This is a genomic window from Desulfonatronum lacustre DSM 10312, from assembly GCF_000519265.1.
Classification (GTDB): Bacteria; Desulfobacterota; Desulfovibrionia; order Desulfovibrionales; family Desulfonatronaceae; genus Desulfonatronum; species Desulfonatronum lacustre.
The window spans coordinates 2,531,512-2,557,111 of sequence record NZ_KI912608.1 but is presented as its reverse complement, the minus strand read 5'-3'; the positions used below and the strand labels follow the sequence as shown (position 1 = coordinate 2,557,111).

Annotated in this window: 25 protein-coding genes; 7 read left to right on the top strand and 18 right to left on the bottom strand. The window is 60.8% G+C overall.

The genetic code is table 11. The features are described 5' to 3' along the window. Positions 1-634: 634 nt before the first annotated feature. Both sqr and DESLA_RS22940 read left to right on the top strand, forming a co-directional pair. Positions 635-1,894 carry a type III sulfide quinone reductase, selenoprotein subtype gene (gene sqr / locus DESLA_RS0112090; RefSeq protein ID WP_028572648.1) on the top strand — a complete coding sequence of 420 codons (1,260 nt, stop codon included), beginning with the start codon at positions 635-637 and terminating at the stop codon, positions 1,892-1,894. A 12-nt stretch (positions 1,895-1,906) separates the two neighbouring features. Next, positions 1,907-2,515 (top strand): hypothetical protein, encoded by a 609-nt coding sequence (locus DESLA_RS22940; protein WP_028572647.1) that lies wholly within the window; start codon positions 1,907-1,909, stop codon positions 2,513-2,515. Between the two features lie 287 nt (positions 2,516-2,802). Here the strand turns inward: DESLA_RS22940 and DESLA_RS0112080 are convergent, their stop codons facing one another. The 5 genes from DESLA_RS0112080 to DESLA_RS0112060 form a co-directional block, all read right to left on the bottom strand. Then, positions 2,803-3,681, bottom strand: a complete 879-nt coding sequence (locus tag DESLA_RS0112080; RefSeq protein ID WP_028572646.1) for a pirin family protein — start codon at positions 3,679-3,681, stop codon at positions 2,803-2,805. A 107-nt stretch (positions 3,682-3,788) separates the two neighbouring features. Further along, positions 3,789-4,676, bottom strand: a complete 888-nt coding sequence (locus DESLA_RS0112075) for a DMT family transporter (protein ID WP_028572645.1) — start codon at positions 4,674-4,676, stop codon at positions 3,789-3,791. 12 nt (positions 4,677-4,688) lie between these two features. Beyond that, on the bottom strand, positions 4,689-4,880 hold the full coding sequence (locus DESLA_RS20255) for a hypothetical protein (protein WP_035261782.1): 192 nt from the start codon (positions 4,878-4,880) through the stop codon (positions 4,689-4,691). A gap of 205 nt (positions 4,881-5,085) precedes the next feature. Further along, positions 5,086-6,048 carry a cation diffusion facilitator family transporter gene (locus DESLA_RS20250; RefSeq protein WP_035261779.1) on the bottom strand — a complete coding sequence of 321 codons (963 nt, stop codon included), beginning with the start codon at positions 6,046-6,048 and terminating at the stop codon, positions 5,086-5,088. Positions 6,049-6,095: 47 nt separating this feature from the next. Further along, a complete protein-coding gene (locus DESLA_RS0112060; protein WP_028572644.1) occupies positions 6,096-6,338 on the bottom strand; it encodes a hypothetical protein in 243 nt (80 codons plus the stop codon). On the opposite strand from DESLA_RS0112060, the gene DESLA_RS0112055 reads away from it, so the two are divergent. The 3 genes from DESLA_RS0112055 to DESLA_RS0112045 are packed head-to-tail and all read left to right on the top strand — an operon-like array spanning position 6,337 to position 9,211. Then, positions 6,337-7,098 (top strand): SDR family NAD(P)-dependent oxidoreductase, encoded by a 762-nt coding sequence (locus DESLA_RS0112055; RefSeq protein WP_028572643.1) that lies wholly within the window; start codon positions 6,337-6,339, stop codon positions 7,096-7,098. The genes DESLA_RS0112060 and DESLA_RS0112055 overlap by 2 nt on opposite strands. A gap of 32 nt (positions 7,099-7,130) precedes the next feature. Then, entirely contained in the window at positions 7,131-7,859 is a 729-nt protein-coding gene (locus tag DESLA_RS0112050) for a metallophosphoesterase family protein (protein ID WP_028572642.1), read from the top strand. A 2-nt stretch (positions 7,860-7,861) separates the two neighbouring features. Further along, complete coding sequence (locus DESLA_RS0112045) at positions 7,862-9,211, top strand: protein kinase domain-containing protein (protein WP_028572641.1); 1,350 nt, start codon at positions 7,862-7,864, stop codon at positions 9,209-9,211. A gap of 24 nt (positions 9,212-9,235) precedes the next feature. Here DESLA_RS0112045 and DESLA_RS0112040 read toward each other — a convergent pair whose 3' ends face one another. From DESLA_RS0112040 to ispG, 4 genes are all read right to left on the bottom strand, one after another. After that, the gene (locus DESLA_RS0112040) at positions 9,236-10,135 is read right to left on the bottom strand and encodes a M23 family metallopeptidase (RefSeq protein WP_051434636.1); all 900 of its coding nucleotides are present in this window, start codon (positions 10,133-10,135) and stop codon (positions 9,236-9,238) included. Further along, positions 10,135-11,487 (bottom strand): exodeoxyribonuclease VII large subunit, encoded by a 1,353-nt coding sequence (gene xseA, locus DESLA_RS0112035; protein WP_028572639.1) that lies wholly within the window; start codon positions 11,485-11,487, stop codon positions 10,135-10,137. The genes DESLA_RS0112040 and xseA overlap by 1 nt, the downstream gene beginning before the upstream one ends. A 189-nt stretch (positions 11,488-11,676) precedes the next feature. Then, on the bottom strand, positions 11,677-13,407 hold the full coding sequence (locus tag DESLA_RS0112030) for a proline--tRNA ligase (RefSeq protein WP_028572638.1): 1,731 nt from the start codon (positions 13,405-13,407) through the stop codon (positions 11,677-11,679). A gap of 14 nt (positions 13,408-13,421) precedes the next feature. Beyond that, on the bottom strand, positions 13,422-14,543 hold the full coding sequence (gene ispG, locus DESLA_RS0112025; protein ID WP_028572637.1) for a flavodoxin-dependent (E)-4-hydroxy-3-methylbut-2-enyl-diphosphate synthase: 1,122 nt from the start codon (positions 14,541-14,543) through the stop codon (positions 13,422-13,424). 337 nt (positions 14,544-14,880) lie between these two features. On the opposite strand from ispG, the gene DESLA_RS0112020 reads away from it, so the two are divergent. Beyond that, positions 14,881-15,837 carry a substrate-binding domain-containing protein gene (locus tag DESLA_RS0112020; RefSeq protein WP_051434635.1) on the top strand — a complete coding sequence of 319 codons (957 nt, stop codon included), beginning with the start codon at positions 14,881-14,883 and terminating at the stop codon, positions 15,835-15,837. Then, positions 15,834-18,038, top strand: coding sequence for a sigma-54-dependent Fis family transcriptional regulator (locus tag DESLA_RS20245; RefSeq protein ID WP_051434634.1), 2,205 nt, complete (start codon positions 15,834-15,836; stop codon positions 18,036-18,038). Before DESLA_RS0112020 ends, DESLA_RS20245 begins: the two co-directional genes overlap by 4 nt. A gap of 28 nt (positions 18,039-18,066) precedes the next feature. Here DESLA_RS20245 and DESLA_RS0112010 read toward each other — a convergent pair whose 3' ends face one another. The 9 genes from DESLA_RS0112010 to DESLA_RS0111970 form a co-directional block, all read right to left on the bottom strand. Next, positions 18,067-19,473 carry a heterodisulfide reductase-related iron-sulfur binding cluster gene (locus DESLA_RS0112010; protein ID WP_028572635.1) on the bottom strand — a complete coding sequence of 469 codons (1,407 nt, stop codon included), beginning with the start codon at positions 19,471-19,473 and terminating at the stop codon, positions 18,067-18,069. 135 nt (positions 19,474-19,608) lie between these two features. After that, the gene (locus DESLA_RS0112005; RefSeq protein WP_028572634.1) at positions 19,609-20,223 is read right to left on the bottom strand and encodes a LysE family translocator; all 615 of its coding nucleotides are present in this window, start codon (positions 20,221-20,223) and stop codon (positions 19,609-19,611) included. 90 nt (positions 20,224-20,313) lie between these two features. Next, positions 20,314-20,487: a hypothetical protein gene (locus DESLA_RS22935; RefSeq protein ID WP_156932951.1), complete on the bottom strand. Its 174-nt coding sequence runs from the start codon at positions 20,485-20,487 to the stop codon at positions 20,314-20,316. Between the two features lie 69 nt (positions 20,488-20,556). Further along, on the bottom strand, positions 20,557-21,405 hold the full coding sequence (dinD, locus tag DESLA_RS0111995) for a DNA damage-inducible protein D (protein ID WP_028572633.1): 849 nt from the start codon (positions 21,403-21,405) through the stop codon (positions 20,557-20,559). Positions 21,406-21,733: 328 nt separating this feature from the next. Continuing rightward, positions 21,734-22,096: a hypothetical protein gene (locus DESLA_RS0111990; RefSeq protein WP_156932950.1), complete on the bottom strand. Its 363-nt coding sequence runs from the start codon at positions 22,094-22,096 to the stop codon at positions 21,734-21,736. Positions 22,097-22,447: 351 nt separating this feature from the next. Continuing rightward, positions 22,448-22,612: a hypothetical protein gene (locus tag DESLA_RS22930; RefSeq protein ID WP_156932949.1), complete on the bottom strand. Its 165-nt coding sequence runs from the start codon at positions 22,610-22,612 to the stop codon at positions 22,448-22,450. Positions 22,613-23,001: 389 nt separating this feature from the next. Then, positions 23,002-23,691 (bottom strand): DNA alkylation repair protein, encoded by a 690-nt coding sequence (locus tag DESLA_RS20240; RefSeq protein WP_211239053.1) that lies wholly within the window; start codon positions 23,689-23,691, stop codon positions 23,002-23,004. Between the two features lie 224 nt (positions 23,692-23,915). Beyond that, positions 23,916-25,001, bottom strand: a complete 1,086-nt coding sequence (locus tag DESLA_RS0111975) for a YiiX/YebB-like N1pC/P60 family cysteine hydrolase (protein WP_084032042.1) — start codon at positions 24,999-25,001, stop codon at positions 23,916-23,918. A gap of 152 nt (positions 25,002-25,153) precedes the next feature. Then, positions 25,154-25,519, bottom strand: coding sequence for an SH3 domain-containing protein (locus DESLA_RS0111970; RefSeq protein WP_028572630.1), 366 nt, complete (start codon positions 25,517-25,519; stop codon positions 25,154-25,156). Positions 25,520-25,600 lie beyond the last annotated feature (81 nt).

Below are 25,600 nucleotides of genomic sequence, written 5' to 3'. Positions count from 1 at the left end.
GCAAAGCCCCGGACTGCACCCAAGAATCTGAAAATATGAACTAAATATTATCAGTACATCGGGATGCTCCAGTTTTTTTAGAAATTCCGACTTGAAAACTATGATTTTGTGTCCCGTATTTGGACACATTCTAGATGGCGCCAAGAAAATTAAACGATTCCAAAATACTATCGTGATCTGTTTCTGGACTGCATGGCGAGAAAGAGTCCTGGACTGACTGAGTTTCGCAGCTTCCGCACGGGTCGCAACTTGGCGCTCGGTGTGGAGATACCCTCGAAATTTCCAGAGGAATGCTTTCCGGCAAAACCAAAACGTCATCCTTGGAGCGAATGCTCGTTTTTGAGCCCCAAGCCACTCACAGGCCGCCCTTCATCGACCATGGGCGGCCAAGGCTTGCCGCCGTGATGAATACGGGTATGAAGTTTGCTAGTACTATTATGGTTCCGACATTCCTGGAATTCATCTGATTAATGAAGTGCTGGCTACTATACGGTGTCCTCACTCATTCACGTATCCAGTCCCGCCGGAAGCCCCTCCATTCCGCGAAGAAGCGATCCACTGCCCGCGTCCGGCCTTGTCGCCGCCGCGGCCAGCTTTTCCCTATCACCCTCAACCACCAAGGAGAGGTGCGCTCATGCGGAAAATCGTCATTCTCGGAGCCGGGACCGCCGGCACAATGATGGCCAATCGGTTGTGCGAAAACCTGCGTACGGAAATCGATCAGAACAAGATCAGCGTAACCATCGTGGATGAGGACCGCGTCCACCTCTATCAGCCCGGTCTGCTGTTCCTCCCCTTCAGCATGTACCGGTCCAAGGAGGACGTGCTCAAGCCCCGGGACGTGTTCCTGCCCTCTGAGGTCAAATTCATCGTCTCCAAGATCGAGAAGGTCGATCCTGATGCCAGGAAGGTGGTGATGAAGAAGGGAACCATTGACTACGACCTGCTGATCATCGCCAGCGGTTCGCGCTGCGATCCCACGGAAAACGAGGGTCTGCTGGGGCCGAACTGGCAAAAGTCCATCTTCGACTTTTACACCCTGGACGGAGCCCTGAAGCTGCAACAGGCCATGCGCTCCTTCAAGGGCGGCAGACTCGTGCTCAACGTGGCAGAAATGCCGGTGAAATGTCCGGTGGCTCCGCCGGAATTCGTGATGCTTTCAGACTGGTACTTCCATGAGCGAGGCATCCGGGACAAGGTGGAAATCGTCTTCGCCACCCCGCTCAGCGGTCCGTTCACCAAGCCCCTGGCTTCCCAGACCTTGAAGTACGTCTGTGAGGAGAAAAACATCAAGATCATGCCGGATTTCGCCCTGAGCCACGTGGACAACGAGAACAAGCGCATCGTCTCCCACGACAAGCGGGAAATCGACTTCGATCTGCTGGTGTCCATCCCGACCATGAAGGGCGCCCAGTTCATCATCGATTCAGACATGGGCGATCCCCTGGGCTGGGTGCCCACGGACAATCACACCCTGCAAAGCAAGAACTTCCAGGACATCTTCGTCATCGGCGACGCCACCAACGTGCCCACGTCCAAGGCCGGTTCCGTGGCCCACTTTGAAAGCGAAATCCTGATCGAGAACATCCTGCGTCACCTGGACGGCCTGGAGCCGCTGCCCAAGTTCGACGGACATTCCAACTGCTTCATCGAGTCCGGATTCGGCAAGGCCCTGCTCATTGACTTCAACTACACCCAGGAGCCGCTGCCCGGAAAATTCCCCCTGCCCGGAGCCGGGCCCTTCACCCTGCTCAAGGAGACCAAGATGAACCACTACGGCAAGATGATGTTTCGCTGGGCCTACTGGCATCTCCTGCTCAAGGGCAAGGACCTTCCGGTTTCCCCGTTCATGACCATGGCCGGCAAGGAAATGCCCGGCTCCATCACGGCCTAGAGGAGGTGGACCATGACCATGGAACAACACGTGGAAACACTGGCGTCTTTAGAGCGGAAGCTGGACGATGTCTCCAGGATGGCCAGGGAGATGATGCTGCGCAACGAGATGACCCAGGATCTGGCCCGGGATCTGAACATCGTGGGCAATGCCGCGATGTTCTCCCTGCAGGAAGAGCTGGAATTGGAAAACGTGAAGGTGGACGGCCGAGAACTGCGCCAGATGCTGATCCTGTTTCTGAAGAACATCCACAACATCAACTACGCCATGCGTCAGCTGGAGGCAGTGGCCGAGTTGGGCAAGGAATCCTACGACACCCTGCGCGGCTTGATGATGGACTACATTGAAAAAGCCACGGAATGGGAACAAAAGGGCTATTTCCGATCCGCCCAGCAGTCCGCGGACATTATGGCCAAGATGTACGAGACCATGCCCAAGGATACCCTGGATCGCCTGGAAAAATCCGCCCCGGAGATCGTCGGTCTGCTCGCGGACCTGGCCGACCCCGAAATGATCAAACAAACCCGCCAACTGATCCGCTTCCAAAAAATCCTCATCCCCGCCCTCGCGGTAGCCTGGATCGTGCCCGTGGGCATGCTGCTGTTGCTGCTCCTGAAATGATCGACCGGCCCCCCCCGTGCTCTCCCCGGCGCGCGAAGCGCCGGCGGGGGCACGGGAGTAGGCTGCAACGCACTGAAACACCTTGGAATCATGGCAGTTGCCCTCGTATTCGCGATAGAAAAACGGCAGCCCGGTATCCCTGGCCACCAGCAAGGCAAGCCCGACTTGGCGAATCCACTAGGGGCCCTCTTAGCTTTTACCCGTCCGCGCAATCCGCGGGGTGATGCGTGGTTTGCCTTTGGCGAGGGCTCGCACTGGAACCGTAAACCGTACCGTTCCGAATGCCGTCAGCGACCGTCTGCCAGATGGTGCGCCACGTGGAGCGGGGGATGCTTGATGAAGGTTTCGTCGCGCAGATCCTGGAACGCCTGTTCCAGTTCCTGCCTGGTCTTCATGACGATGGGGCCGCGCCAGGCAATGGGTTCGTCCAGGGGCCTGCCGGTCAGAAGGAGCATCCGCAGGGGCTCTTCCCCGGCGACCACCGCCAGTTCGTCCCCGTCGCCGAACAACACCACCTGCCGGTTGGCCACGGCCGTTCCGTTCACGGTGCCCGCTCCGCCGATCACGTAGATGAAGGCCGTGAAGCCGCGCCGGGTGGGATGGACGAATTCCGTGTTCGGCGGGATGGTGCAGTCCAGGTATTCCGGGGCCACCACCACGTCGTCCACCGGGCCGGAAACAGCGCCCACGGTTCCGGCGATGATCTTGATCCGCACGCCGTTTTCGGTTTCAACCTCCGGGATGTCCGCGGCCGTGATATCCCTGTATTGCGGCTCGATCATCTTTTGATCCGCCGGAAGGTTGGCCCAGAGCTGGAATCCGTGCATGGAACCGTGGGCGTCGCCCTTGGGCATTTCCTGGTGAATGATCCCGCTTCCGGCGGTCATCCACTGGACGTCTCCCGAAGAGGTGATTCCGGTGTTGCCCAGGCTGTCGCCATGTTCCACATCGCCCTTGAGCACGTAGGTGATGGTTTCGATTCCCCGGTGCGGATGCCAGGGAAAGCCTTTCAGGTAGTCCTCGGGCCGGTCTGAACGGAAATCGTCCAGCATCAGAAACGGGTCGAACAACTCCGCCTCATAATACCCAAAAGTGCGGTGCAGCTTCACGCCCGCCCCTTCGGTGATCGGCTCTCCGAAAAATACCTGCTCGATGGATCTGCGCATTTTTGAACCTCCTGGAATGACGGTGGGATGGCCTTTCAAGTCCTTACCCCCAAGAATATAAAATGGGCACTCTCACCCTGGGTGGCAAGTCTTGAATCAGGTTCCCGTCAGTTCAAGGCTATCAACCCCACTCCGGCGACCATCAGGGCCGCGCAGAGAAGTTTGCGGGTGAGGTCTTTTTCGCCGAACATGACGTGACCGAAAAGAACCCCGAAGACCACGCTCATCCGTTTGATGGAAACCACGTAGGCCGCCAGGGTCAGGGTCAAGGCCCACATCTGGAGCACCAGGGCCAGGGAGCCGAACAGCCCGACCAGGAAAAGCGCCCGGAAATTTTGCCGCAGCCGGAGAAATGGACGGCGGGACTTGATCAGGACCACCGGCGAAAGGCCCAGACTCATGGCCATGAAAAAGCAGAACAGCCAGAACGCCGGCGAGGAGTTGATCACGCCGACCTTGTCGATGTTGGCGGTGAAGCTCCAGATGAAGGCCACCAGGAGCATGACACGGGGGCCGGGATCGTTCCACAGAGCCCGAAAAGGGGCCAGCAAACTTATCCCGCTGTTGGCTCCGAGGCTTGCAGAGGTTGGTCTGAGGTTCAACAGGTAGGCCCCGGAAATGATCAGGAGCATGCCCAGTCCGCCCCAGCGATCAGGAAATTCGCCCAGGATCAGCGGCGAGGTGATCAGCATGAACAGCGGGGTGAAGGTGAGCATGGGCAGGGTCAGGGACAACTCCGAAGCCTTGATCGCCCGCATGTAGAGGGTCACGGCGACCAGGTTCAGGGCAACCCCGGCCGCAAGGGCCCAGCCGAAGTCGCTTCCGATGGCCGGAATACCCTCCCACCAGAGGTACGCCCCGGTTAGGGGCAGGGCGAAAACGCAGTAGGACCACGCCAGAAGATATTCGTCTCCCAGGATCAGCTGCCCCTTGCTCAGCGCGTCCTTGATCGCCTCGAAAAAGGCCGTGCCCAATGCCAGTACGGCCCAGAGCATCGCAATCGCGGGTCAACGGAAAAAGCCGAGCAGGCCGATGAAGCCCAAAAATCCCAGGTAGCCCATATAGCGTAGCGGACCTGGCGCTCCCCAGGCCCCAAACGCGGCGAAGGCGGCAAAGGCGCTGAACATGGGCTTGAAGAAGCCAAGCAGTCCGAGCACGCCGAGGACGCCTGAAAGATGAATCATCCTGTTGAGTTCCATGTCATCCTCCTTGTTTTCGTCTGAAAGCTGGTATCTCCTCAGCACATCTTGTGTCCCTTCTTGCTCCGGCAAATCGGGGTCGGGGTCGGGGTCGCTATCGGTATCGGTATCGGAACGGAAAAAAATAGAACGCACCCCATCCTTTTCGATCCCGACTCCGACTCCGATTCTGATCCCGGCAACGGCACTACTCCGTACTGAGCAGTTACGACGGCTGTAGATTGTTGGGAAGTCGCGCCTGCTGGTCCGAGCCGTCGTTGGCCACACCGCCGATGCAGTGTCCGTCCCAGGAGGCGTCGTCCTCCACGGGCTCCACGTGAATGGTCAGACTGGTGTTGTTCAGCCGCGACTCGACCAGGTGTTCGATCCTGTCGCAGAGTTCGTGGGCTTCCTGAACGCTGCACTCTCCGGGCAGCAGCAGGTGCACGTCGATGAACCGCCGGGAGCCGGACTTGCGGGAGCGCAGACCGTGGAACGGAGCGTCCGGGGCCTGGGCTTGCAGGGCCTCGGTGATGATTTGGATTTCCTCGGCCGGCAAGGTTTGATCCATCAACCCGTTCCAGGAGCGGCGCAGCAGGTCCACGCCGGCGCGCAAAATGTTCACGGCCACGGCCATGGCGATCAGGGGATCGAGAAAGAGCCATTCCTCCGGGGCGAGGATGATCACTCCGATACCCACGACCACGGCCAGCGAGGTCCAGACGTCGGTCATCAGATGCTTGGCGTCGGCCTCCAGGGTGATGCTGTCGTGCTTGCGCGCGCCGTGCATCAGAACCCTGGCCGCGCCCAGGTTGATGGCCGCGGCCAGGACCAGAACCGCAATGCCCCAGCCCAGGCTGTCCAGGGGGACCGGGGCGAACAGGCGCTGGACCGAGGTGATGAAGATGGTCGCCGCGGCCACGAGGATCAGGGTCCCCTCGACACCGCTGGCAAAGTACTCCACCTTGTCGTGGCCGTAGGTGTGCTGCTTGTCCGCCGGACGGGCCGCGATGAGCAGCGCGATGAAGGCGATCAACCCGGCCACGAGGTTGATCACGGACTCCGCGGCATCGGAAAAGATGCTCACCGAGCCGGTCATCCAAAACGCGCCGAACTTGAGGGCCATGGTCACCAGGGAGGCGGCCACGGACACCAGGGCGTAGCGGGCGGGGGTTTGCAGCAGGGACATGCGAGGTCTTTACAGGACGAGCGCGGGTGCTGTCTAATGGACACCGTTCAGAGGGCAGGACGGAGTTGTTCTCGGGCCTCGGGGCTGCCCCAATCGGTATCGCTATCGAAATCGCTATCGAAATCGATTTCTGATGAATTTCCGATTTCGATCACGATTTCGATTTCGATTTCGATTTCGATTGATGCGGGTACTCCCTCTGGAGACGAGCCTTTCCGCTCATTCCCACGCTTCAGCTTGGGAACCAGTGAAAGAGTATCAGCGACAAGCCAAGGAAGGGTGAACATCATGCACGAACTGCACGGAAAAACCTTGCTGCTCACCGGCGCGTCCATGGGCATCGGGCGGGCCTTGGCCGTGGCCCTGGCCAAGGAAGGGGTGAATCTGGTGATCAACGCCCGGAGCACGGACCCGCTGCGGGAGACGCGGGAGTTGTGCGCCGGACGGGGCGGGGAGTCCAAGGCCGTGGTGGAGGTCGTGGCCGGCGACGCCTCCAAGGCCGAGACCGTTGTCGCCATGGTAGAAGGGGCTCGAACAATTGGGAATTTTTGGGGATTCGTCCACGCCGCCGGAATCCTGCATCCGGGACCGTACGTCTGGGAGTTGTCGGACACGGACTTTCTGACCGTGTTCCAGGCCAACGTCATGGCCGCCCATCAACTGATTCGCGGCTGCCTGCCGCTTCTTCTGGAACAAGGCGAGGGGCTGGCGGTTTTCTTCGGCTCCGGCGCCGCGGAAAAGACCCAGCCGGGCATCGCGGCCTATTGCGCGGCCAAGGCCGCGGAAGAGCATCTGGCCCGCCAGCTGGCCGCCGAGGCCCCGACAATCACCACTTTTGTCTACCGGCCGGGGATCGTGGAAACCCGGATGCAGGCTCAGGCCCGGGAATCCGAGGGCGGCGCGGCGAGCCAGCTCCAGTCCGTGTTCCGACCCTGGAAGGAGGAGGGGCGATTGATGACCCCGGAACAGTCCGCCGCCGGGTTGGTCCGATTGCTTGCCGGGAACCCGCGCCGCCTGCACGGCAGGACCTGGGACGTGCGGGACCTGTAAGTCCGCAGACGCGGGAACGAAAGGCGGCGGTTATGCGTTTGGCGGTGCTCTCGGACATCCATGCCAACCAGGAGGCCTTGCTGGCGGTCCTGGCAGATCTGCGAACCCAATGCCCGGACGCCGTGATCAATCTCGGCGACGCCGTGGGCTATGGACCGGACCCCAATGCCGTGGTCCATCTGCTGCGCCGGGAAGGCATTTCCTGCATTCAGGGCAACCACGAACAAGGAGTGCTGTTCCCGGAAAAACGCGACTGGTTCAATCCCACGACCCGAAAATCCCTGGAGATCACCCTGGGACTGCTCAGTCCGAAAACCATCGCGGTGCTGGGCACATGGCCCATGGCCATCCAGCGGGAAACGTTTCTCGCTGTGCACGGTTGCCCTCCGGACGATCCTTTCGACTATTTTTTCGAATACGAACCAGAGACCCTGCCCGAGCTGTTTGCCGCCTTTTCTCAGAAGGTCTGCTTCGTGGGCCACACCCACATGCTCCATCTGGCATCTTGGGACGGCCATGAAGCCACGCTGGACGAAATCGAACCCGGGACATTCCGCCTGGACGAGGGACGACGCTTCATCATCAACGTGGGCAGCGTGGGGCAGCCCCGGGACGGAACCCTCGCGGCCAAGTACGTGCTCTGGGACTCCGACCGGGCGTTGCTGGACGTGCGCGCCGTGCCGTATGACGCCGCGTTGACCATTGCCAAGATCGAGGCCCTGGAGTTTCCGGAAGTCAACGCGCGGCGTTTGCGGGAGTAAGCATGCGTTTCATGGACGGCCACGAGATTCTGGGTCTGTTGGGCCAGGGCGGGATGAGCCGGGTGCTCAAGGTCCGGTCCGCGCTGGACGGCCGGATTTGCGCCTTGAAGCTGCTGCGCCCCCATCCGCACCTGGCGGACCTGCTGGGCTTGGAGGAAATCCAGCGGCGGTTCCAATTTGAAGCCGGGGTCCTGGCCCGCACGGACCATCCCCACGTGGTCCGGCTGCTGGGACAACGACTTGAGGGCGCGCGGTGGTATATGCTTTTGGAATACCATTGTCGCACGGTGGGCGAGTGGATCGGCGAAAGCCCGCTGGTGGAGGAGCCGAGCCGTCCCCTGCGCCCGGACCTGGCCCTGGAGGTGGCCCGACAAACGGCGTCGGCCCTGGAGGCCCTGCATGGCCAAGGTCTTGTGCATCGGGACGTGAAACCGGCGAATCTGCTCCTGGACGGCCGGAAACGGGTCAAATTGGCGGACTTCGGCCTGTCCAAACTGCGCGGCGAGAGGGAGGTCCGCCCGAGCCAGCTGATGGTCGGCAGCCCGTTCTACGCTCCGCCGGAGCAGGAGCGTGATCCGGAGAGCGTGGACCAGCGCGCCGACTGGTACGCCTTGGGCGTGGTCCTGTACCGGATGATTTCCGGAGGGCTGCCCGGGGAAAATTTGGATTGGTCGCCGATAATCCGGGAATTCGGCGCGAAAGGGGGCGGATTTCTGGGCCGCATGCTGGCCTCGAAACCGGCCGAGCGCCCTGCCGGTGCCGCTGAGGTCCTGGAGGGCTTGGACGCCATGGCGCGGTACTGGAGAATACACCGGGAGGCCGTCTGTCGAATGCGCTGGGAGGAACATGCCCGGACGGCTCGCCGGGGCGCGCGCGATGAAAAACCGCGCGAGCAACCGCGCAAGGTCGGCGGGCACGACGCCCGGGAGATGTTCATGGTGGACGCCTTGTGGCGGCCGGTCCGCCCAAAGGCGAAGCGATACGTGGTCGAGCGGGAGACGGTTTCCGATCCGGACGCGGGCCGACTTTGGCAGCGGTCCGGGTCCGCGGAGCCCCTGGAGTGGGGCGCGGCGCGGGAACACGTCCGTCGGCTCAACCGGGAGCGCTGGGCCGGGCGGTCCACCTGGCGGCTGCCCACGGTAGACGAACTGCTCACCTTGCTGGAACCGGACGCCCCGTTGGACGACTTCTGTCTGCAACCCCTGTTCGATCGCCGCCAGCTCCGGCTTTGGAGCGCGGACCGGCGAACCTTCATCGCGGCCTGGATCGTGGATGTGGAGTCCGGCTACCTGGGCTGGCAGGATTTTACCTGTCCGGCCTTTGTCCGGGCGGTCAGCACGGTTCCGGACTGACCATCGCTTTTGATCTCCTCCGAGCTATTCCAGCAGCGGCAGAGGGTCCACCCACATGCCCAGGACGCTTAGTCCGAAATGCAGATGCGGCCCGGTGACCCGTCCCGTGGCCCCCACCTTGCCGATGACCTGCCCGGCGACGACCCTGTCCCCCTCCTGAACCAGGATTTCAGACAGATGGATGTACTGGGTGACCACGCCCAGGCCGTGGTCGATATAGATGGAGCGGCCCGCGAAATAGTGATCGCCCGCCAAAACCACCTCGCCGTTGCTGAAGGCCCGCACCGACGTGCCCTCCGCGCCGCGCAGGTCCACCCCGCGATGCGGGGCCCGGGGCTGGTCGTTGAAAAACCGGCGCAGGCCAAAGGCGCTGGACACGCTGCCCTGGACCGGTCGGACAAAGGGCTGTTCCCAATATCGCATGGGCGTGACCCGCTCCAAAGCGGCCCGGGCGGCTCTACGTTCCTGTTCGATCCGGGGCATCAGCGAGGCGTCCGGAGAGACCATCTCCCGGGACACCCGCAGTCGCTGTTCCGGAAATTCTCGGACGTGGACCAAAACGTCATGGGCAAACACGTGCTGCCCTTCAGCCGTGGAAACGGTCCCTGTAAGCCGATACGTTCCCGGCGGAGTCTCCAGATCAACGCCCAGCAAGACCGCCGCTTCCCGGCCCTGTTCGCCTTTCGTGGCGACGAGGCCGAGGTCGTTGTCCAGCCAGCGCAGGCTTACGCTTTGAAAATCCTCCGGCCCGGAAAACCGGACCAAAAACGGCATGCCCACGCCCACCCGGTCCGGGGCCTGGATGTGGACCTGGGTGTGGACGTGTCCTTGCGCATGGGCCGTGACCGCCGCCAGAGCGAACAACAGCATTCCAAGGGCCACCACCCAACCCGCGCCCAACCGCTTGATTCCGTACCGTCGCATTATTCTCCCCGTTCCGTCCGTATCTCTTCCACCCGCGCGTCGATGGTCCCGGATCGGGGTACGATCCGCAACAGATCGCCCTGGCCCACGTCACGGGCGTCCCGCACGAAGTTTCCGGTCCGTTCCGACTGGACCAGACAAAATCCCTTTTCCAAAGGCCGCTCCGGATTCAGACCGCTCATGACGGTTTCCAGCTTGGCCAACTCGTGATCCCGGACACGAACGGCTTCCCGGCCGGCGGCGAGGAGTTCGTGTTGCCGCTGGTCCAACACCGCCTGCCTGGCGGCCCAGAAGCGGGCGTCCATGGTTCTGGTCAGGTCCGAAGCCGCCTGGGCCAGGGCGGACCGGCGCTCCCGGAGCATGGCCCGGCCGCTGCGAAGCAGATCGCGCTCCAGCCCGGCCAATCGCTCCAGGGCCCGCTGCACTCGAACTTTGGGAGAAAGCCAGGACAAGGCTTTTTCCTGTCCGATCAGCAGCGCTTCTTTCCGACGCAGCAGCTCCCGGGCCGCGGTTTGCAGCCGGTTTTCCAGTTCGTCCACGGTCTGGGCCAGCTCTCGTCGCTCCGGCCACAGGAGCTGGGCCGCATGGCTGGGCGTGGCGGCGCGGACGTCCGCGGTCAGGTCCGCGATGGTCGTGTCCACCTCGTGGCCGATGCCCGCAAGCACCGGGATTTCGGAGATGAAGACCGCCCTGGCCAGGTCCTCGTTGTTGAAGGCCCACAGGTCTTCCAGGGAGCCGCCGCCCCGGATCAGCACGATCACTTCGGCCCAGGCCTGGATATTGGCCTCTTGCAAGGCCTGGATAATCTGACCGGGAGCCTGGTCGCCCTGGACCAGGACCGGATGCACGCGGATGGACGCGCCGAAGCCGCGTTCGTCGGCCAGGCACAGAAAGTCCCGCAAGGCCGCGCCGCCAAGGGCCGTGATCACCGCGATCCGCCTGGGATGCGACGGCAAAGGGCGCTTGCGGGCCGGATCAAAATATCCTTCCGAGGCCAGCCGCTTCTTCAGGGCCTCGAAGGCCACGTACAGCGTTCCCAAACCCTGATCCTGAACCATCTCCACCACGAGCTGGTAGGCACCCCGCGGCGCGTACACGGTCAACCGCCCGACGCAGACCACCTCCTGACCATCGGCCAGGACATCCCGGACCGCCGCGGGCTGCCACTGCTGGGACTTGAACCAGACCGAGGCCAGCGTGGCCTCGTTGTCCTTCAGGGTGAAGTAGATGTGCCCGGACCCCGGCCGGGCCAGGTTGGAGACCTGCCCCCGCACCCAAACCAGCGGAAACTCCCCCTCCAACGTGGCCTTCACGGCCAGGGTCAGTTCGCGGACGGAGAAAATGTGGGGCATGGTTCAGGTTGTTCCATAATTACCGTTTGTGAATTGGGTAGTGCAGGCATCCTGCCTGCACACGGACAGGCAAGATGCCTGTCCCACCATTTTGACACGCTACCTGCCACTCTCGCGGAGCATAAAACGGGGGCGTGGCAAAAACAGTAAGTCGAGACCAGCCAACTCCCTCAGCCGCACTGGGCTTCTTCAGCCTGCAATTCCCCAATCTTCAAGAATCCCCCGCCACCACAACCGGACCTGATTATCCAGGTCGTCCAGAGCCAGTTCGGTGCGTTCTCCGGTCTTGCGGTTCTTGGCTTCCAGGACGCCCCGGGCCGCGCCTTTTTCGCCCAGGATGAGCTGGCCGGGGATGCCAATGAGGTCGGCGTCCTTGAACTTCACGCCGGGCCGTTCATCCCGGTCGTCCAGGAGCACCTCGAAGCCCAGGGCTTCCAGGCGGTCGTGCAGGTCCACGGCCTGTTGCACCAGTTCCGGGTTCTTGCCGCCCAGGAGGATCAGCTCGATTTGAAAGGGCGCGATGGGCGGCGGGAACAGGGCGCCGTTGTCGTCGTGGTTCTGCTCCAGGCAGGCGGCCATGATCCGGCTGACGCCGATGCCGTAGCAACCCATGATGATCAGCTGCTCCTTGCCGTTCTCGTCCAGGTACCGCGCGCCCATGGCCTCGCTGTACTTGGTGCCCAGCTTGAACACGTGGCCCACTTCGATGCCCTTGGGCAGTTCCAGGGCCGCGTCGCAGCGCGGGCAGGGATCCTGGGCCGTGACCTGGCGCAGATCCACGTACCCGGCAATGGCGGCGTCCCGGGTCAGGTCCACATGCCGCAAGTGCGCGTCGGCCTTGTTGGCCCCGACGATCCAGTCCCGACGCAGGCCCACTTCCCGGTCCGCCCAGATGGCGTCCACATGCAGATCCACCGGCCCGGCAAAGCCCACCGGCGCACCGGTCCAGGCCTGGACCTGCTCCGGCGTGGCCAGGTTCAGTTCATTGGCGTTCAGGACGTTCTTCAACTTGATTTCGTTCAGCTCCCGGTCCCCGCGCACCAGGGCGGCCACGGGGCGGCCATCGGCCTCGTAAAGCAGGGTCTTCAGAATGGCCTGGGGGCCGACCCCCAGAAACGCCGTGACCTCTTCCACGGTGTGCTTGCCCGGCGTGGAAACCGGTTCCGTAGGCGGGCATTCCCCGTCATCGCCTTCGCCCCGGACCACGGCCTCGGCCTTTTCCAGGTTCGCGGCGAACTCGCAGGCCGTGCACACGGCGATGGTGTCCTCCCCGGTGTTGGCCAGGACCATGAATTCGTGGGAAAAGCTCCCGCCGATGGCCCCGGAGTCCGCCTCCACGGCCCGGAAGGTCATTCCGAAGCGGGTGAAGATGCGCATGTAGGCCTCGTACATGGCCCGGTAGCTCTTGTCCGCGCCCGCGTCGTCCCGGTCGAAGGAATAGGCGTCCTTCATGATGAATTCCCGTCCACGCATCAGCCCGAACCGGGGTCGGATCTCGTCCCGGTACTTGGTCTGGATCTGGTACAGGTTCACGGGCAACTGCCGATAGGAGCGGATTTCCCCGCGAATCAGGTCCGTGATGACTTCCTCATGGGTCGGCCCCAGGCAGTAGTCCCGACCGTGCCGATCCTGAATGCGCAGCAACTCCTTGCCGTACACAACCCAGCGTCCCGACTCCTTCCAGAGGTCCGCCGGCTGGACCATGGGCATGAACACCTCCAGGGCCCCGGCCCGGTTCATCTCCTCGCGCACGATCCGGGCCACCTTGTCCAGACAGCGCAGCCCCAGGGGCAGATAAGTGTAAATCCCGGAGGTCAGCTTGCGGATCATGCCCGCGCGCATCAACAAACGATGACTGACCACCTCGGCCTCGGCCGGGTGTTCCTTCAGGGTCGGCAGGTAGTAGTTGTTCCAGCGCATGATGAGATTCCTTTTCAAGGTTCAGGATTCAGGGTTCGAGTCGCCCTCCGCTCCGCCAAAAACGCATCCAGTTCACGCAGAAATTCCGGCAGCAGATCGTCCCGGCCGCGAACCTTGCGCAGGATTTCGCCGCGGCGGAAGATCAGGCCGCAGTCCCGGCCTCCGGCCAGGCCGATGTCCGCTTCCCTGGCCTCGCCGGGTCCGTTGACCACGCAGCCCATCACGGCCACGGTGAAGACTTCGGTCACGCCGTCCAGGCGGCGTTCCACCTCTTCGGCCAGGTCCTGGAGATCGATTTCGGTCCGTCCGCAGGTGGGGCAGGAGATGATCTCCGGGCCGCGTTGGCGCAGGCCCAGGCTGCGCAGGATTTCCCAGGCCGCGCGGACTTCCAGGACCGGGTCCGCGGTCAGGGAGACCCGCAGGGTGTCGCCCAGGCCTTCCCAGAGCAGGATGCCCAGGCCGACGCCGGATTTGACCGCGCCCCGAAGCAGGGTCCCGGCCTCGGTGATCCCGATGTGCAGCGGGCAGTCCAGCTTTTCAGCCAGAAGGCGATAAGCGGCCACGGTCCGGGGGACAGAGGAGGATTTCAGGGAGATCTTGAAATTGTCGAAGCCGCGCTGCTCCAGCAGGGCCGCGTGGCCCAGGGCGCTGGCAACCATGGCCTCGGGCGTGGCCCCGCCGTATTGGCGCAGCAGCTCCTTTTCCAAGGAGCCGCCGTTGACGCCGATCCGGATGCAGGCTCCGTGAGCCTTGGCCGCGTCCACCACCCGGTCCACGTTGGCCTTGGCGCCGATGTTCCCGGGGTTGATGCGCAGCCCCTGCAGCCCGGCTTCCAAGGCCCTCAGGGCCAGACGGTGGTCGAAGTGGATGTCCGCGATCAGCGGCACCGGGGCGGCGGCCTGGATTTGCGGCAAAACCGCGGCGGACGTCTCGTCCGGCACGGCCAGACGCACGAACTCGCACCCGGCCTCGGCCAGCCGGGCGACCTGGGCCAAGGTCGCTTCCGCGTCCCGGGTGTCCGTGTTGGTCATGCTCTGGACCCGAACCGGATGCGCACCGCCCATGGCCACTTTGCCCAGAGAGATGGTCCGGGTGGGACGGCGGCGGGGGGTGAGATCAGAGGGCGAGGTGGTCATCGTGGGGGGAAACTCCCTGGATTGTCGGTTGCTGTCCGACCAGTGTACCGTCATGCTTGGCGAAAACCGTTTATCTACGCGGAGTTCGCCCGGAGGTAAACCTTTGCTCTTCATCTTTGACTGCCACCCTGAGACTCCTGTTCAGGCACCGGTTGCCAATCGGTGAAGAGCACCAATCGAAATCGAAATCGCTATCGAAATCGATATTATTTTCAAAATAGGCTGTCGTTCCAACGCCTGAGGCGGGTGTTGACATTTCCAGGCATGTTTGCTTGCCTTCGCAACCTCATGAAAGGTGAAACCTTGATGTCCCTTGGGCGTTGTCCGGGAGAAGTCCATGCTCAACAAACCACGGCTTGACTTAATGATGCGATACTGCCTGCTCCTTGTGGCGTTTATCCTGGTCCTCGGCTGCGAGCGCGGCGAGGATGTCCGGTCCGTGGACTTCACCAAGACCGTGACCGTTGCTTCCCCGCCGGATCAGCCGACGGATCGCCCGGTATTGCGCATGGCCGTGGGGGCCATGATCTCGCCCAAGGAGACCCATGAAATCTATCTCCAACTCCTGGCCTACATCAGCACGAAGCTGGACATGGAGCTGGAATTCGTCCAGCGCAAAACCTACGCCGAGGTGAACGAGCTTCTGGGACTTCAGGAACTGGACCTGGCCTTTATTTGCTCCGGCCCTTACGCCCTGGGCCGGGACGAGCACGGGTTCGACCTCCTGGCCACCCCGATCGTCCAGGGGGACCACCATTACTATTCCTACCTGATCGTCAACCGGGACAGCCCGTTTCAGTCCCTGGAGGACCTGCGCGGCAAGACCTTCGCCTTTACGGACCCGGACTCCAATACCGGTCGGCTGGTCCCGACGTATTGGCTGGCCCTGATGAGCGAACGGCCGGAGACGTTTTTTCGGGACGTGATCTATACCTACAGCCACGATAATTCCATCCAGGCCGTGGCCCAGAGGCTGGTGGACGGCGCCGCGGTGGACAACCTGATCTGGGACTACTACGCCCGGAAAAACCCCGTCCACACGTCCCAAACCCGGATCATCAAGCGTTCCGAGCCCTTCGGCATTCCCCCCGTGGTGGTGGCCAAGTCCATGTCCGAAGACCTGGCCCGGCGCATCCGGGAACTGCTCCTGACCATGCACCAGGACCCCGAAGGCGCGGTCATTTTGGATGAACTGCTCATCGAACGGTTCGTCCGCGCCGATGACGCCTGGTACGCATCCATCCAGGAACTGCATGACACGGTGCGCATGGCGCGGGAGCCGGAAAACCCATGAAGCTCCGCTCCCTCAAGGGAACGCTGTTGGTCGCCGTGACCGGACTCATGGCGTTGAGCACGCTGTTGGTGGCCTTGCTGGCTTCGCACCGCTACGCTCAGAGCCTGGAGCAGACCCTGGCCGCCCAGGCCGAAAACGTGGGCCGCGCCTTGGCCGCGGAAGCGGCCGACCTGGTCCTGGTCAACGACCTGGTCAGCCTGCGCAACATGCTGGAACGCCATCGCGTCGCCCACCCTTCCCTGACCTACCTGTTCGTCGTCCGCGAAGGCCGGGTATTGGCCTCGACCTTTGGTTCGGAAGTTCCCGAGGATCTCCTGGCCTTCAACCTCCCGGAGCAGCTTTCCGGAGAGGAAACGGCCCTGCAACGCATCGTCTCCGAAACCGGGCGACGGCATCTGGACATGGCCCTGCCCATCTTCGACGGTCATGCCGGGATATTGCGCTTGGGCGTTTCCGAGGAGCATCTGCGCGGCGAGGTGCGTGATCTCTGGGCGTCCATCGGCATCCTGGCCTTGCTGACCCTTGTGCCGGCCCTGGCCGGGGGGATGTTGTTCCTGAACCGGATGACCCGGCCCTTGCTGGCCTTGGTCCAGGCGGCCCAGGCGTATGCGCCGGGCCGGAGTCAGCCGCCGCTGCCCATCAAAGGGCAAAAGGAAATCGCGGTCCTGGCCGAGGCCTTCAACACCATGACCAGCCGGATCGACGAATACACCCGGCGTTTGGAGGATCAGGCGGCCAAGCTGGAACAGGCCCAAAGTCAACTCCGGGCTTCCTGCGAGATCGTCCGGAACGTCTCGGCCCTGGCTTCCCTGCCGGAGGTCGCGGGGTATCTGATCCGGCGGACACAGGAGATTCTCCACTGCAAGGAAGCCAACGTCCTGGTCTTCAGCCCGGACAGGGAGATGTTCTTCATGCTTACCACGGAGGAAGCCCGCAAGGTTACGGACCCAGAGGCCGCGGCCGCGGCAGTGGCCCTGCTTCAGGGCATGGAACCGATCCACCAGCCCGAGACTCCGGTGTTCCGACCGCCGATGATTTCCGAGGCCCAGGCAAGGCTTCCGGGCCAATCCATTCTGCCCCTGTATCACGAGGACAGCCTGTGCGGGGCGATGATCGTGGGCTGCGTGAAAAAGTGCGCCTGTCGGCCCCGGGACCTGGAATTGGCCAGCCTTGTCCTGTCCCAGGCCGCGGGAACGCTGCGCCGCGCCGTGCAACAGGAAGTGGAGGCGGAAAAATTCCAGGTTCGGCAGGACGCACGGGCCGGATTCATGGGCATCATCGGCCGCGACACCAAACTGACCCTGATTTTCCGGCTGATTGAGGACGTGGCGGCCACGGACGCCACGGTCCTGGTCCAGGGAGAGTCCGGCACGGGTAAGGAGTTGGTGGCCAGGGCGATCCACGACCTTAGTCCGCGCCAGGACAAACCCTTCGTGGTCATCAACTGTTCGGCCTATCCGGCTACCCTGCTGGAAAGCGAGCTGTTCGGCCACGAACGGGGCGCGTTCACCGGGGCCCTGAAGCAGCGTCCGGGGCGGTTCGAGCAGGCCGACGGCGGGACCGTGTTTCTGGACGAGATCGGCGAAATCAGCGCCTCGGCCCAGGTCAAGCTGCTGCGCGTGCTCCAGACCCAACGCTTCGAACGGGTCGGCGGGGATCGGACCGTGACCGTGGACGTACGCATCGTCGCGGCCACGAACAAGAATTTACTGGAGGAGGTCAAGGCCGGGCGGTTTCGGGAGGATCTTTACTACCGCCTGGACGTGATCCCCATTCAGCTTCCGCCCCTGCGGGAGCGCGGCAACGACGTGGCCCTGCTGGCCGCTCATTTCCTGCGCCGTTTCAGCGCGGAGCAGCACAAGGAGATCACCGAGATCAGTCCCAGGGCCATGCGTCTGCTGCTGGACTATCCCTGGCCGGGCAATGTCCGGGAACTGGAAAACGTGGTGGAGCAGGCCACGGTTCTGGCCAAGTCCAGGGTCATCACCCCGGAGGAATTGCCGACCCGGCTCAAGGCCGGCCCGGAGCCGTTCCAAAGCGCCGCGCCCACGCTGGAGGAACAGGAGCGGGCGATCATCCTGCAAGCCCTGGAATCCTGCTCCTGGAACAAAAAGCTGGCCGCCCAACGCCTGGCCATCGGCCGCAGTACGCTCTACGCCAAGATGAAAAGGCTGGGGATTACCGTTCCGGAAGCGGCGTAACCTTCACGGAGCCGGTGAACCAGGTCGGTTAACCCGGATCGGCGTCGGGGAGCGAATCCCGCAGCACCTCCACCGGATGGCTGACCGGGATGTCGTCCATGTGTTGGAATTGCAGACGGCAGCTCAGGCATTCGGTGAGGATGGCTTCAGGCCGGTGCGCTCGGATTTTGTCCATCAGCGGCGCGCCCAGTTGCAGGCTGGGCTGGTGGAACGGCTTTTTGTAGCCCATGATTCCGGCCATGCCGCAGCAGTTCAGGGTTCCGGTGAGCGGGGCGACGTCGAGTCCGGGCACGTTGCGCAGCAGTTCCAGAAAAGGATACCCGATCTTCTGTTCCCGAAGGTGGCAGGGCGGGTAGTAGACCACCCGCCTGGAAGCGGCCCGGGTCATCGGCGGAAAGCGGCCCTCTCCGGACAGGGACGCCAGATACTCTCCAAGATCAAAGGCGTGCTCGCCCACCGCGATGCGCTGGAGCGGATCGAGACTCGAAAATTGGCCCTTGTCCTGGAGAATCGAACCGTAGGTGGCCCGGCGCAGAACCACCATGTTCCCCTCCCGGGGGCCGCTGACACCCATGCCCACGGGGATGCGCAGCGCTTGCCCGTCACCGCCGGTCTGGTCCTGATAGGCGTCCGAGTAGTAGGCCCCTTCGCGCAGGAGCTGCTTGAAAAAATAGCCGCAGGTCGGGCAGGAGCAGACCAGATCGAATCCAGCGGCCACATGCTCGGCCATCCAGCGCAGATTGCGCGAGACCAGTCCCAGGGCCATGTCCCGGTCCCCTTCCAACAGCGGGGGCATGCCGCAGCACGCCCCGTCCGGGTCGTTCACGGCCGAAAGCACTTCCACGCCGCAGGCTTCCAGAACCTCCACCGCGGCCCGGGCCACCTCCGGGAACAGATAGCGGGCCGTGCAGCCCGGAAAGTAGACCGCCTTGCGCACGGCGTGGCCCGGTTTGTGTTTTGGAGGGACCTGTCGACGGCGGACCCAGCCGTCGAAATTCTCCCGAGGCACGGCGGGCAGGGGCCGATCCGGGTGAATATCCAGGACGCGCTTGATCAGGGCCGAGGTCGCCGGGAGGGAGGTCGCCAGGCCGCTCAAGCGTGGAAACGCGCCGCACAGCTTCCCGATCCGACCCACGTCCTGCAGCATCCGCGTTCCGAAGGGCAGTCCGTCCCGTCGGCCGTAAGCAGCCTTGCCCGCCATGATCCCGCGCCGGATATCCACGCAGGGACACAGCCCGCAAAGATTGCACAAATCGGCCAGACGCCGCGCCTCCGCGGCGGTGATGCCTCCTCCCTGCTCGCGCTTGCGGTCGTGCAGACGAAACAATTCCGGCAGGAACAGGCAAGCGTCCTCGATGAAATGCCGACAATCCTCACAGGAGCCGCAGGCCGTGATGACGTTCTGGATCAGCTTTTCCGGTACGTCCCGGGACATGGGTGTACTTTTTTCCTATGTATGTACAATTAGTTTGGAATTGCCACGGTCTGGTCGACATCACCCGTCGTCACCCTCCCTCCCGTGTTTCCCTTCCGAAACTTTCGGCTCGCGCGGCTTATTGAGGGCCAGACCTCACCGCTCGGACACCGCCAACTGCGCTCCAAGCCCGGCGAACGCCGCCGCGAAGCCACGACGCAGCCAGGCTTGGACGCGCGGCGATTCGATGACCGTGCGGCGAAACGCATGAGCCAGCAGCCCGTACACCACGAAAACCCCGAAGGTCATCGCCATGAACACGGCGCTGAGGCCGAACAACTGCAAAAGGGGCGCGCCGGCTTCGGCGGTGATGAACTGCGGCAGAAACGCCAGGAAGAAGATGGTCAACTTGGGATTGAGGATATTCAGGAGAAACGCCTTGACGACCAGGCCCAGCGATCCGCCCTTTGCTCCAACGGGCTGCGCGGCCAGGTCCGATCGGTCGCGCCATGTGGCCACGGCAAGGTACAGCAGGTAGGCGACTCCGGCGTACTTGAGCACCTGGAACGCCAACGCACTGGTATGCATGACCGCGGCCAGGCCGAACACGGTTGCCAGCAGGTGGGGCACGATGCCCAGGGTACAACCCACCGAGGCGAAGAAAGCGGCCCGGCCCCCGTGCGCAAGCCCCGTGGATACCGTGAACACGACGCCGGTTCCGGGGATGAGGATGACGATCAGCGATGTGATGAGGAATTCAGTGGTAAACATGCGAAGTGGTGTCCTTGAGGTCTACCGACCAGGATTACCGGGAACCTTGGGGGGTAGCAAAAATGTTGTCCGGCGCCTTGATGATGCCCTCTACAAAGGCGGCAAGCCAAGCTCCCTCAGGTGCCGGTTATGGGTCTCGGCGGCTTGGGCAATGCGCTTGTCGATGTCGGTCAGTTGCGCGTGAACGGCGGCCAGGTCGATTTCCGGCTCGGCTTCGGCCGATGGGTAATGCGGGCAACACTCGATAAAGCTCTTTCCTGCCACCCCCCCGCATCCCGAAACTCAGGAAACCGCAAGCCAAGCACCAGTTCTATCTTCTTCTGACTCTCTTGTTCACTCATCGCCAGGCAGCCTGTCCGGGTTTTGCAGAGTCTTCTTTTCCGCCGAGGCCAGTCGGCGCTCCACCTTTTTCACGTCCTCGGCAGGCGGCAGGCTTTCCGGGCGGATGCCGCGGCTGAGCAGAGTCTGGCGCACGGCCTCGTTGTTGGTGACGTGTTCGTGGGAAATGGCGGGCTCGTTGATCATTTGGTGCGCGCGGGCGTTGTGGATGGTGATTTCGGTGGCAAAGTCCTTGGCCTTGAGGATGATGGTGGGCGCGAAGTCGGCCAGGGGACGGTTGTCCGGTACCCGCCATTGCGCCTTCATCGCCTTGGTGTTTTTGCCGAACAGTGCGGTGTCGCCTTTGCTGCGGATCAGGGCGAAGTCCTGGTTGCCCCCGGTCTGCTCGAAGATGACCTGGGAGAGTTCCTTTTCAGTGTCCGACAGTTTGCGGCGGGCCTGTACCCGTTCCGCCTCCAGCAGACGCTGTTCGATCAGCTCGGCTTTGCGGGTCTGTATGGCGAAATAGGTTTGGGCAAAGGCGATTTCCGGCTTCCTCGGGTCGCCGTTCTGGGCGACGAGGTAGCAGGCGTAGCGGGTGAGCATTACGTCGTCGATCTCGCGCCGACTACCTGAACCCAGATCGACCATTTTCCCGACGTCGGCAAAATGGTCCCCGATGGCATGGCCAGATATCTCGCAGGCGGTCTTGGCCTTGGAGATCACGCTCTGGAAATTGTCCCATTTGCCGTAGCCCAAGAGGTGCTGCAGGTCACGGGCCAGCCAGTACTCCACGCCGGTATCCGTCTCTTGGGCGTGACCCTCGAAGCTCTCGGTCATGGCGTGAATCAGGTCATTTTTCATTTGCCGCCGTCCTTTGTCATGCACCTTCAACCTCGAAATCTCCCGTCCGCCTGCTTTTTCAAATGGAAATCTTTGTGCGCCTATGCGCCTCTAAGGTGCCAATTTGAAGAAATTTAGCCCATCTTATCAGTTTATTGGCGTCAATTGGGGGAAGAATGGCTATGAGGTCCTTTCGCCCGTCCGGATAATGTCTCGAGCCTGATCGGCTTTGGCCTGTGCTGGAGCAAGCTCGCTTGCGGAAGGACTGGCCGAAGTCCGGTCCAGCCGGTGATACCTCGGCGCACGATACGCCCTTTTTCCCATTCAACGCATAATCAGGAAACTTAGGCTAGAGCGCAACTATGACTCCGAATAGCGATAGTGCCAATCCAAGAAGCGATAGTTGATGAGCGCGATAGATCGCAGCCCAACCGGCGTCTGTCAGTCGCCAGACATCTTGCGTTTCCTTAAATTGCAGGTTCTCAGGCAACGAATCGTTCTCATTTAGACGACAATGATTCACCCCCTGATGCAGTACTTCAATCCACCCTCGCAGTATGCAGGTTTGAACCATTGGCATACTTTCTTCATTAATCGGTGCCGCGTACTCAATCACCCAGACATTTCCAGGCATGATCATGCCAACTCGTTGTTTGGCAATGCGACGAAGCAAACGATAAATCCTCCAATCATATCGCAACACTTCAAACACAGACGTCACTCTCCATAGGTATAACAAGATTTCTCACCATCTTATCTCACGATCACTCAAGCCTTTTATCAAGCTGAATCATTCCTATTCGCAACATCCCGTATGCAAATCCATTATCATCTCCACCGCCCTCTCCCGCGCCAGAGGCTAGCTTTTTTTACTCCCCCTCAAAGTCAGCAATATACTACAGCACTGGAAGAGTACACGAAATAAACATGCACAAAGCTGACCTCACGTGCAATGGGCGGCGAGATTTTTATTAGACGTCGCAGAGTATGGTGGACCCCTTGCAAGAAAGATATTGCCACGCCGCGACGCCCTCGACGAGTTGCACGGTGGCACCCAAAGCCCTCACGCCTGCACCCACTCCATAACCGAACGCGACAGAAAGGCTTCCAGCTTGATACCGTCGCCGCCGACCAGCAGGGTGCGGTCCGGCTGGAAGGCTTCGACGAAGGCGGCCATGCCGGGCAGGGCGTCGCGGCGGCGACCGCTTTTGATCTCGATGGCCAGCAACCGCCTGCCCGCACGGACCCTCCCTGTCGGGAGGAAGAATCATCGCCGTCAGGCGTGAAATCTTTTGGCTTCCGCATCATTCCAGCGGAAGGTTAAAAAATATTTTCTTGGCGTGCTCCGGGCCTTGAGCGAAGCGGGCGGTTCATTTTTCATAAGTACGCTCCAGCCGGATGAACCCAAATTATTTCGGCGAGCGTTGAACTTGGCTGAAATCTTGTAAAAAAGATATCGACATGGTGCAACAGACTGATGATCATGGTGAAGGATTGAAGCCGGATTCAGGCCACAATGCGCGAATGATTTTGCGTTTTTTTTATTGAGTAATTTTACTCAATGCGATGCGCAGTCCAAGTGGCGATGCGGTCAACACCTGCCATCACCCCGCCCTTTCAGCAAATACCGGCGTCGTTTGTCCTCGGGAAATTTCTCGATGGCGTCCGGAGCATGGTTCTGGGCATGTGCAGGTGGTGGCGTCGCAGGAAATCCTCTTCCACGTCCAGATCCCGCTTGCCGATTTCCCGGAGCATCCAGCCCACGGCCTTGTGGATCAGGTCGTGGGAGTCGGAAAGGAGGAGTTCGGCGATCCGCAGCGTCTCGTCGAACTGGTTCATCTTGATGAAGTGAAAGGTGGCCATGACCGCGATGCGCCGTTCCCAGAGGTCGGCGGAGCGGGCCAGGTTGGAGAGCGGGGCGCGGCTTTTGTCCCAAAGATGGGCGCCGACCACGTGCTCGGCTGAGACGTCGACGAGGTCCCAGTTGTTGATATGGCGCGTGTTGGCGAGATACAGATCGAAGATTTCCCGCTTCTGGTCGGCGGTCCCGCGCTGATACCGACCGATCAGAATCAGCAGGGCCAGGAGACGTTCCTCGTGTATTTCCGAGGTCAGGAGGGTTTGCGCGTCGGCCAGGGGCATTGCCCGGAACATCCGGGCGACCTTGCGGGTGGCGGGGACACGGACGCCGAGGAACCGGTCTCCTTCTCCGTATTCACCGGGACTGGTCTTGAAAAACCGTTGCAGATGCTTCGCGTCCGTTTCGCTGGCGAACTCGCGGAGTGTGTCGCGGGCTTCTTGAAGCATGCATGCTCCTATTCAAGATGTCCTGACGTATAAGTAAACATTCTCGACGCGGCTTCCGCTGCGAGGGCAACCGACTGGACGCAGTCAGCCCCGGCCCGTTCCCGCGACGCGGAAGCGTCGCGGGAACGCCGGGCATCACCGGCACCGAACCACGCGGCCAAGGAGCCACACTGGAAGTCACCATATGTGCCCCGCGTGGTTCGGTGTCCGTGTGCATGCCCTTGTTAGCATTCATCCAGATACTTTTTTATTAAGTCAATTCTATTATTTAAGTCAGCCGCTACCTCTATTACATTTTTTATAATGATCCTATAGTAATCCCGTTGCCTACAAGCATAACTAAGTTTGTTTGTCTCGTAAACTAACGCATACATATGCTCGTATTCCCTTAAATCAGTTAATCGGAGCTTCAATAAATTTAATCTGTCGATAATCCACTTCATCTCGTCTATTGCGAATGGCTGGCCATATTCGTTCAGTTCTTTCCATAACTCTTCCATATCGCCTAGCGCACCTGTACACTGTGATGCTAGATGACTATTAATGTTTAGTTCGTCGTATAATTTTGTGATCTTGCTATCGAGCTCTGCCGCAAAGCTTAAATTCGCCGGATCGGTTATAGCATCAACAAGATCATACATTTTGTTTGGCGGTTTTAGACCATGCTGTAAAAAGATATTCTTTGATTTCTTAAGAAGCTTTCTAAGTAATAAAGCGTTTTCAGATGTTGTTTCCCCTCCTTTGTCGAGAAGTGGTATTCGTATTCCGTTCTTAATCTTCCGCTTGGCGAGATAATCTGGCACTTGGCCTACTGAATCATTTGTGATATCAAAAAGGAGCGAGCATCTTAAAAAGTCATTTGGTGTGACAAGGTGGTCTTCCTTCTCAAACAAGGGAAAGCCAGCCTCCCGAAAAATACTAGCGACGAGTTGAGAGCAAAAATATTTCTCTGATTTTTTTGTCTTCTTTCTTTCCAATACTGCTAGGATCGCACCAATAAAATCATAGCCTCTGCTTTGGTGTCCCTTCGCAATATCCCTTATATTTGAACGCACTTCATGAGCTTGAGAGTCGTCTTTGAACAATGGCCTTAAAACTGCTATATTTGATTTATCTTCTACAGCAAACCTCAAGCAGCTAGTATATTGAACACCGCTACCTATTGCCTCTATCATCTGTGACTCACCTAGAGCTAGATAGGCATGTGAAAAATGGCCTTTGGTGACTTTAGATATTATCTTGCTGTGTTTAGCTGGCCCCCTAATTAACACTATATCTCCGGTACCTATATTAGTTCTTAAGCTATACATAATATTTACCTGACGTTGATGGTGTAATATGAAATCTATTCATGCGTACTGAACTACCGACATAGTGCATGCTAACGCCGCCATAAACGGCGCGAGGAACGAGCGTCCGGCGACAGCAGGGAGCAAATTTGATGGCCTTGTTAGCCACGAATTCACTCCGCAACCTCTTTAAGGTTCTCTAATGGCACCCACCCTGATTCTGTACTGGCCGATTTTTCACACCATAGCCAGCCATTCAAAACCCTTGAACCAATGAGTAGCTCTCCTTCCAGAACATTTAGCTCTTTTGCCGTGTAGTCATCAAGTGCTCTAGCGTGTGAGTTCTCGATACGCTCGATAATCTGACCAGGAACCCAGCCGGGCTCTTGCCCAGGTGTAGTGCAGAGGAACCAGTTATCCCAACCCTCAGACCCTTCGTATTCTTCACCTACAAGAAGAGGATCACCTTTTTTAAAGGTGATGGGCTTAGGGAACTCACTCTCATGTGAGCTGACAACGATATATTTATTAGGGCTCATGGGACTCCCATATTTTGGCTACGCCGCGCTCACCGGCAAAGTTGAAGCGCAGCGGAAACTTTGTCCGAGTGCAGCGCTTTG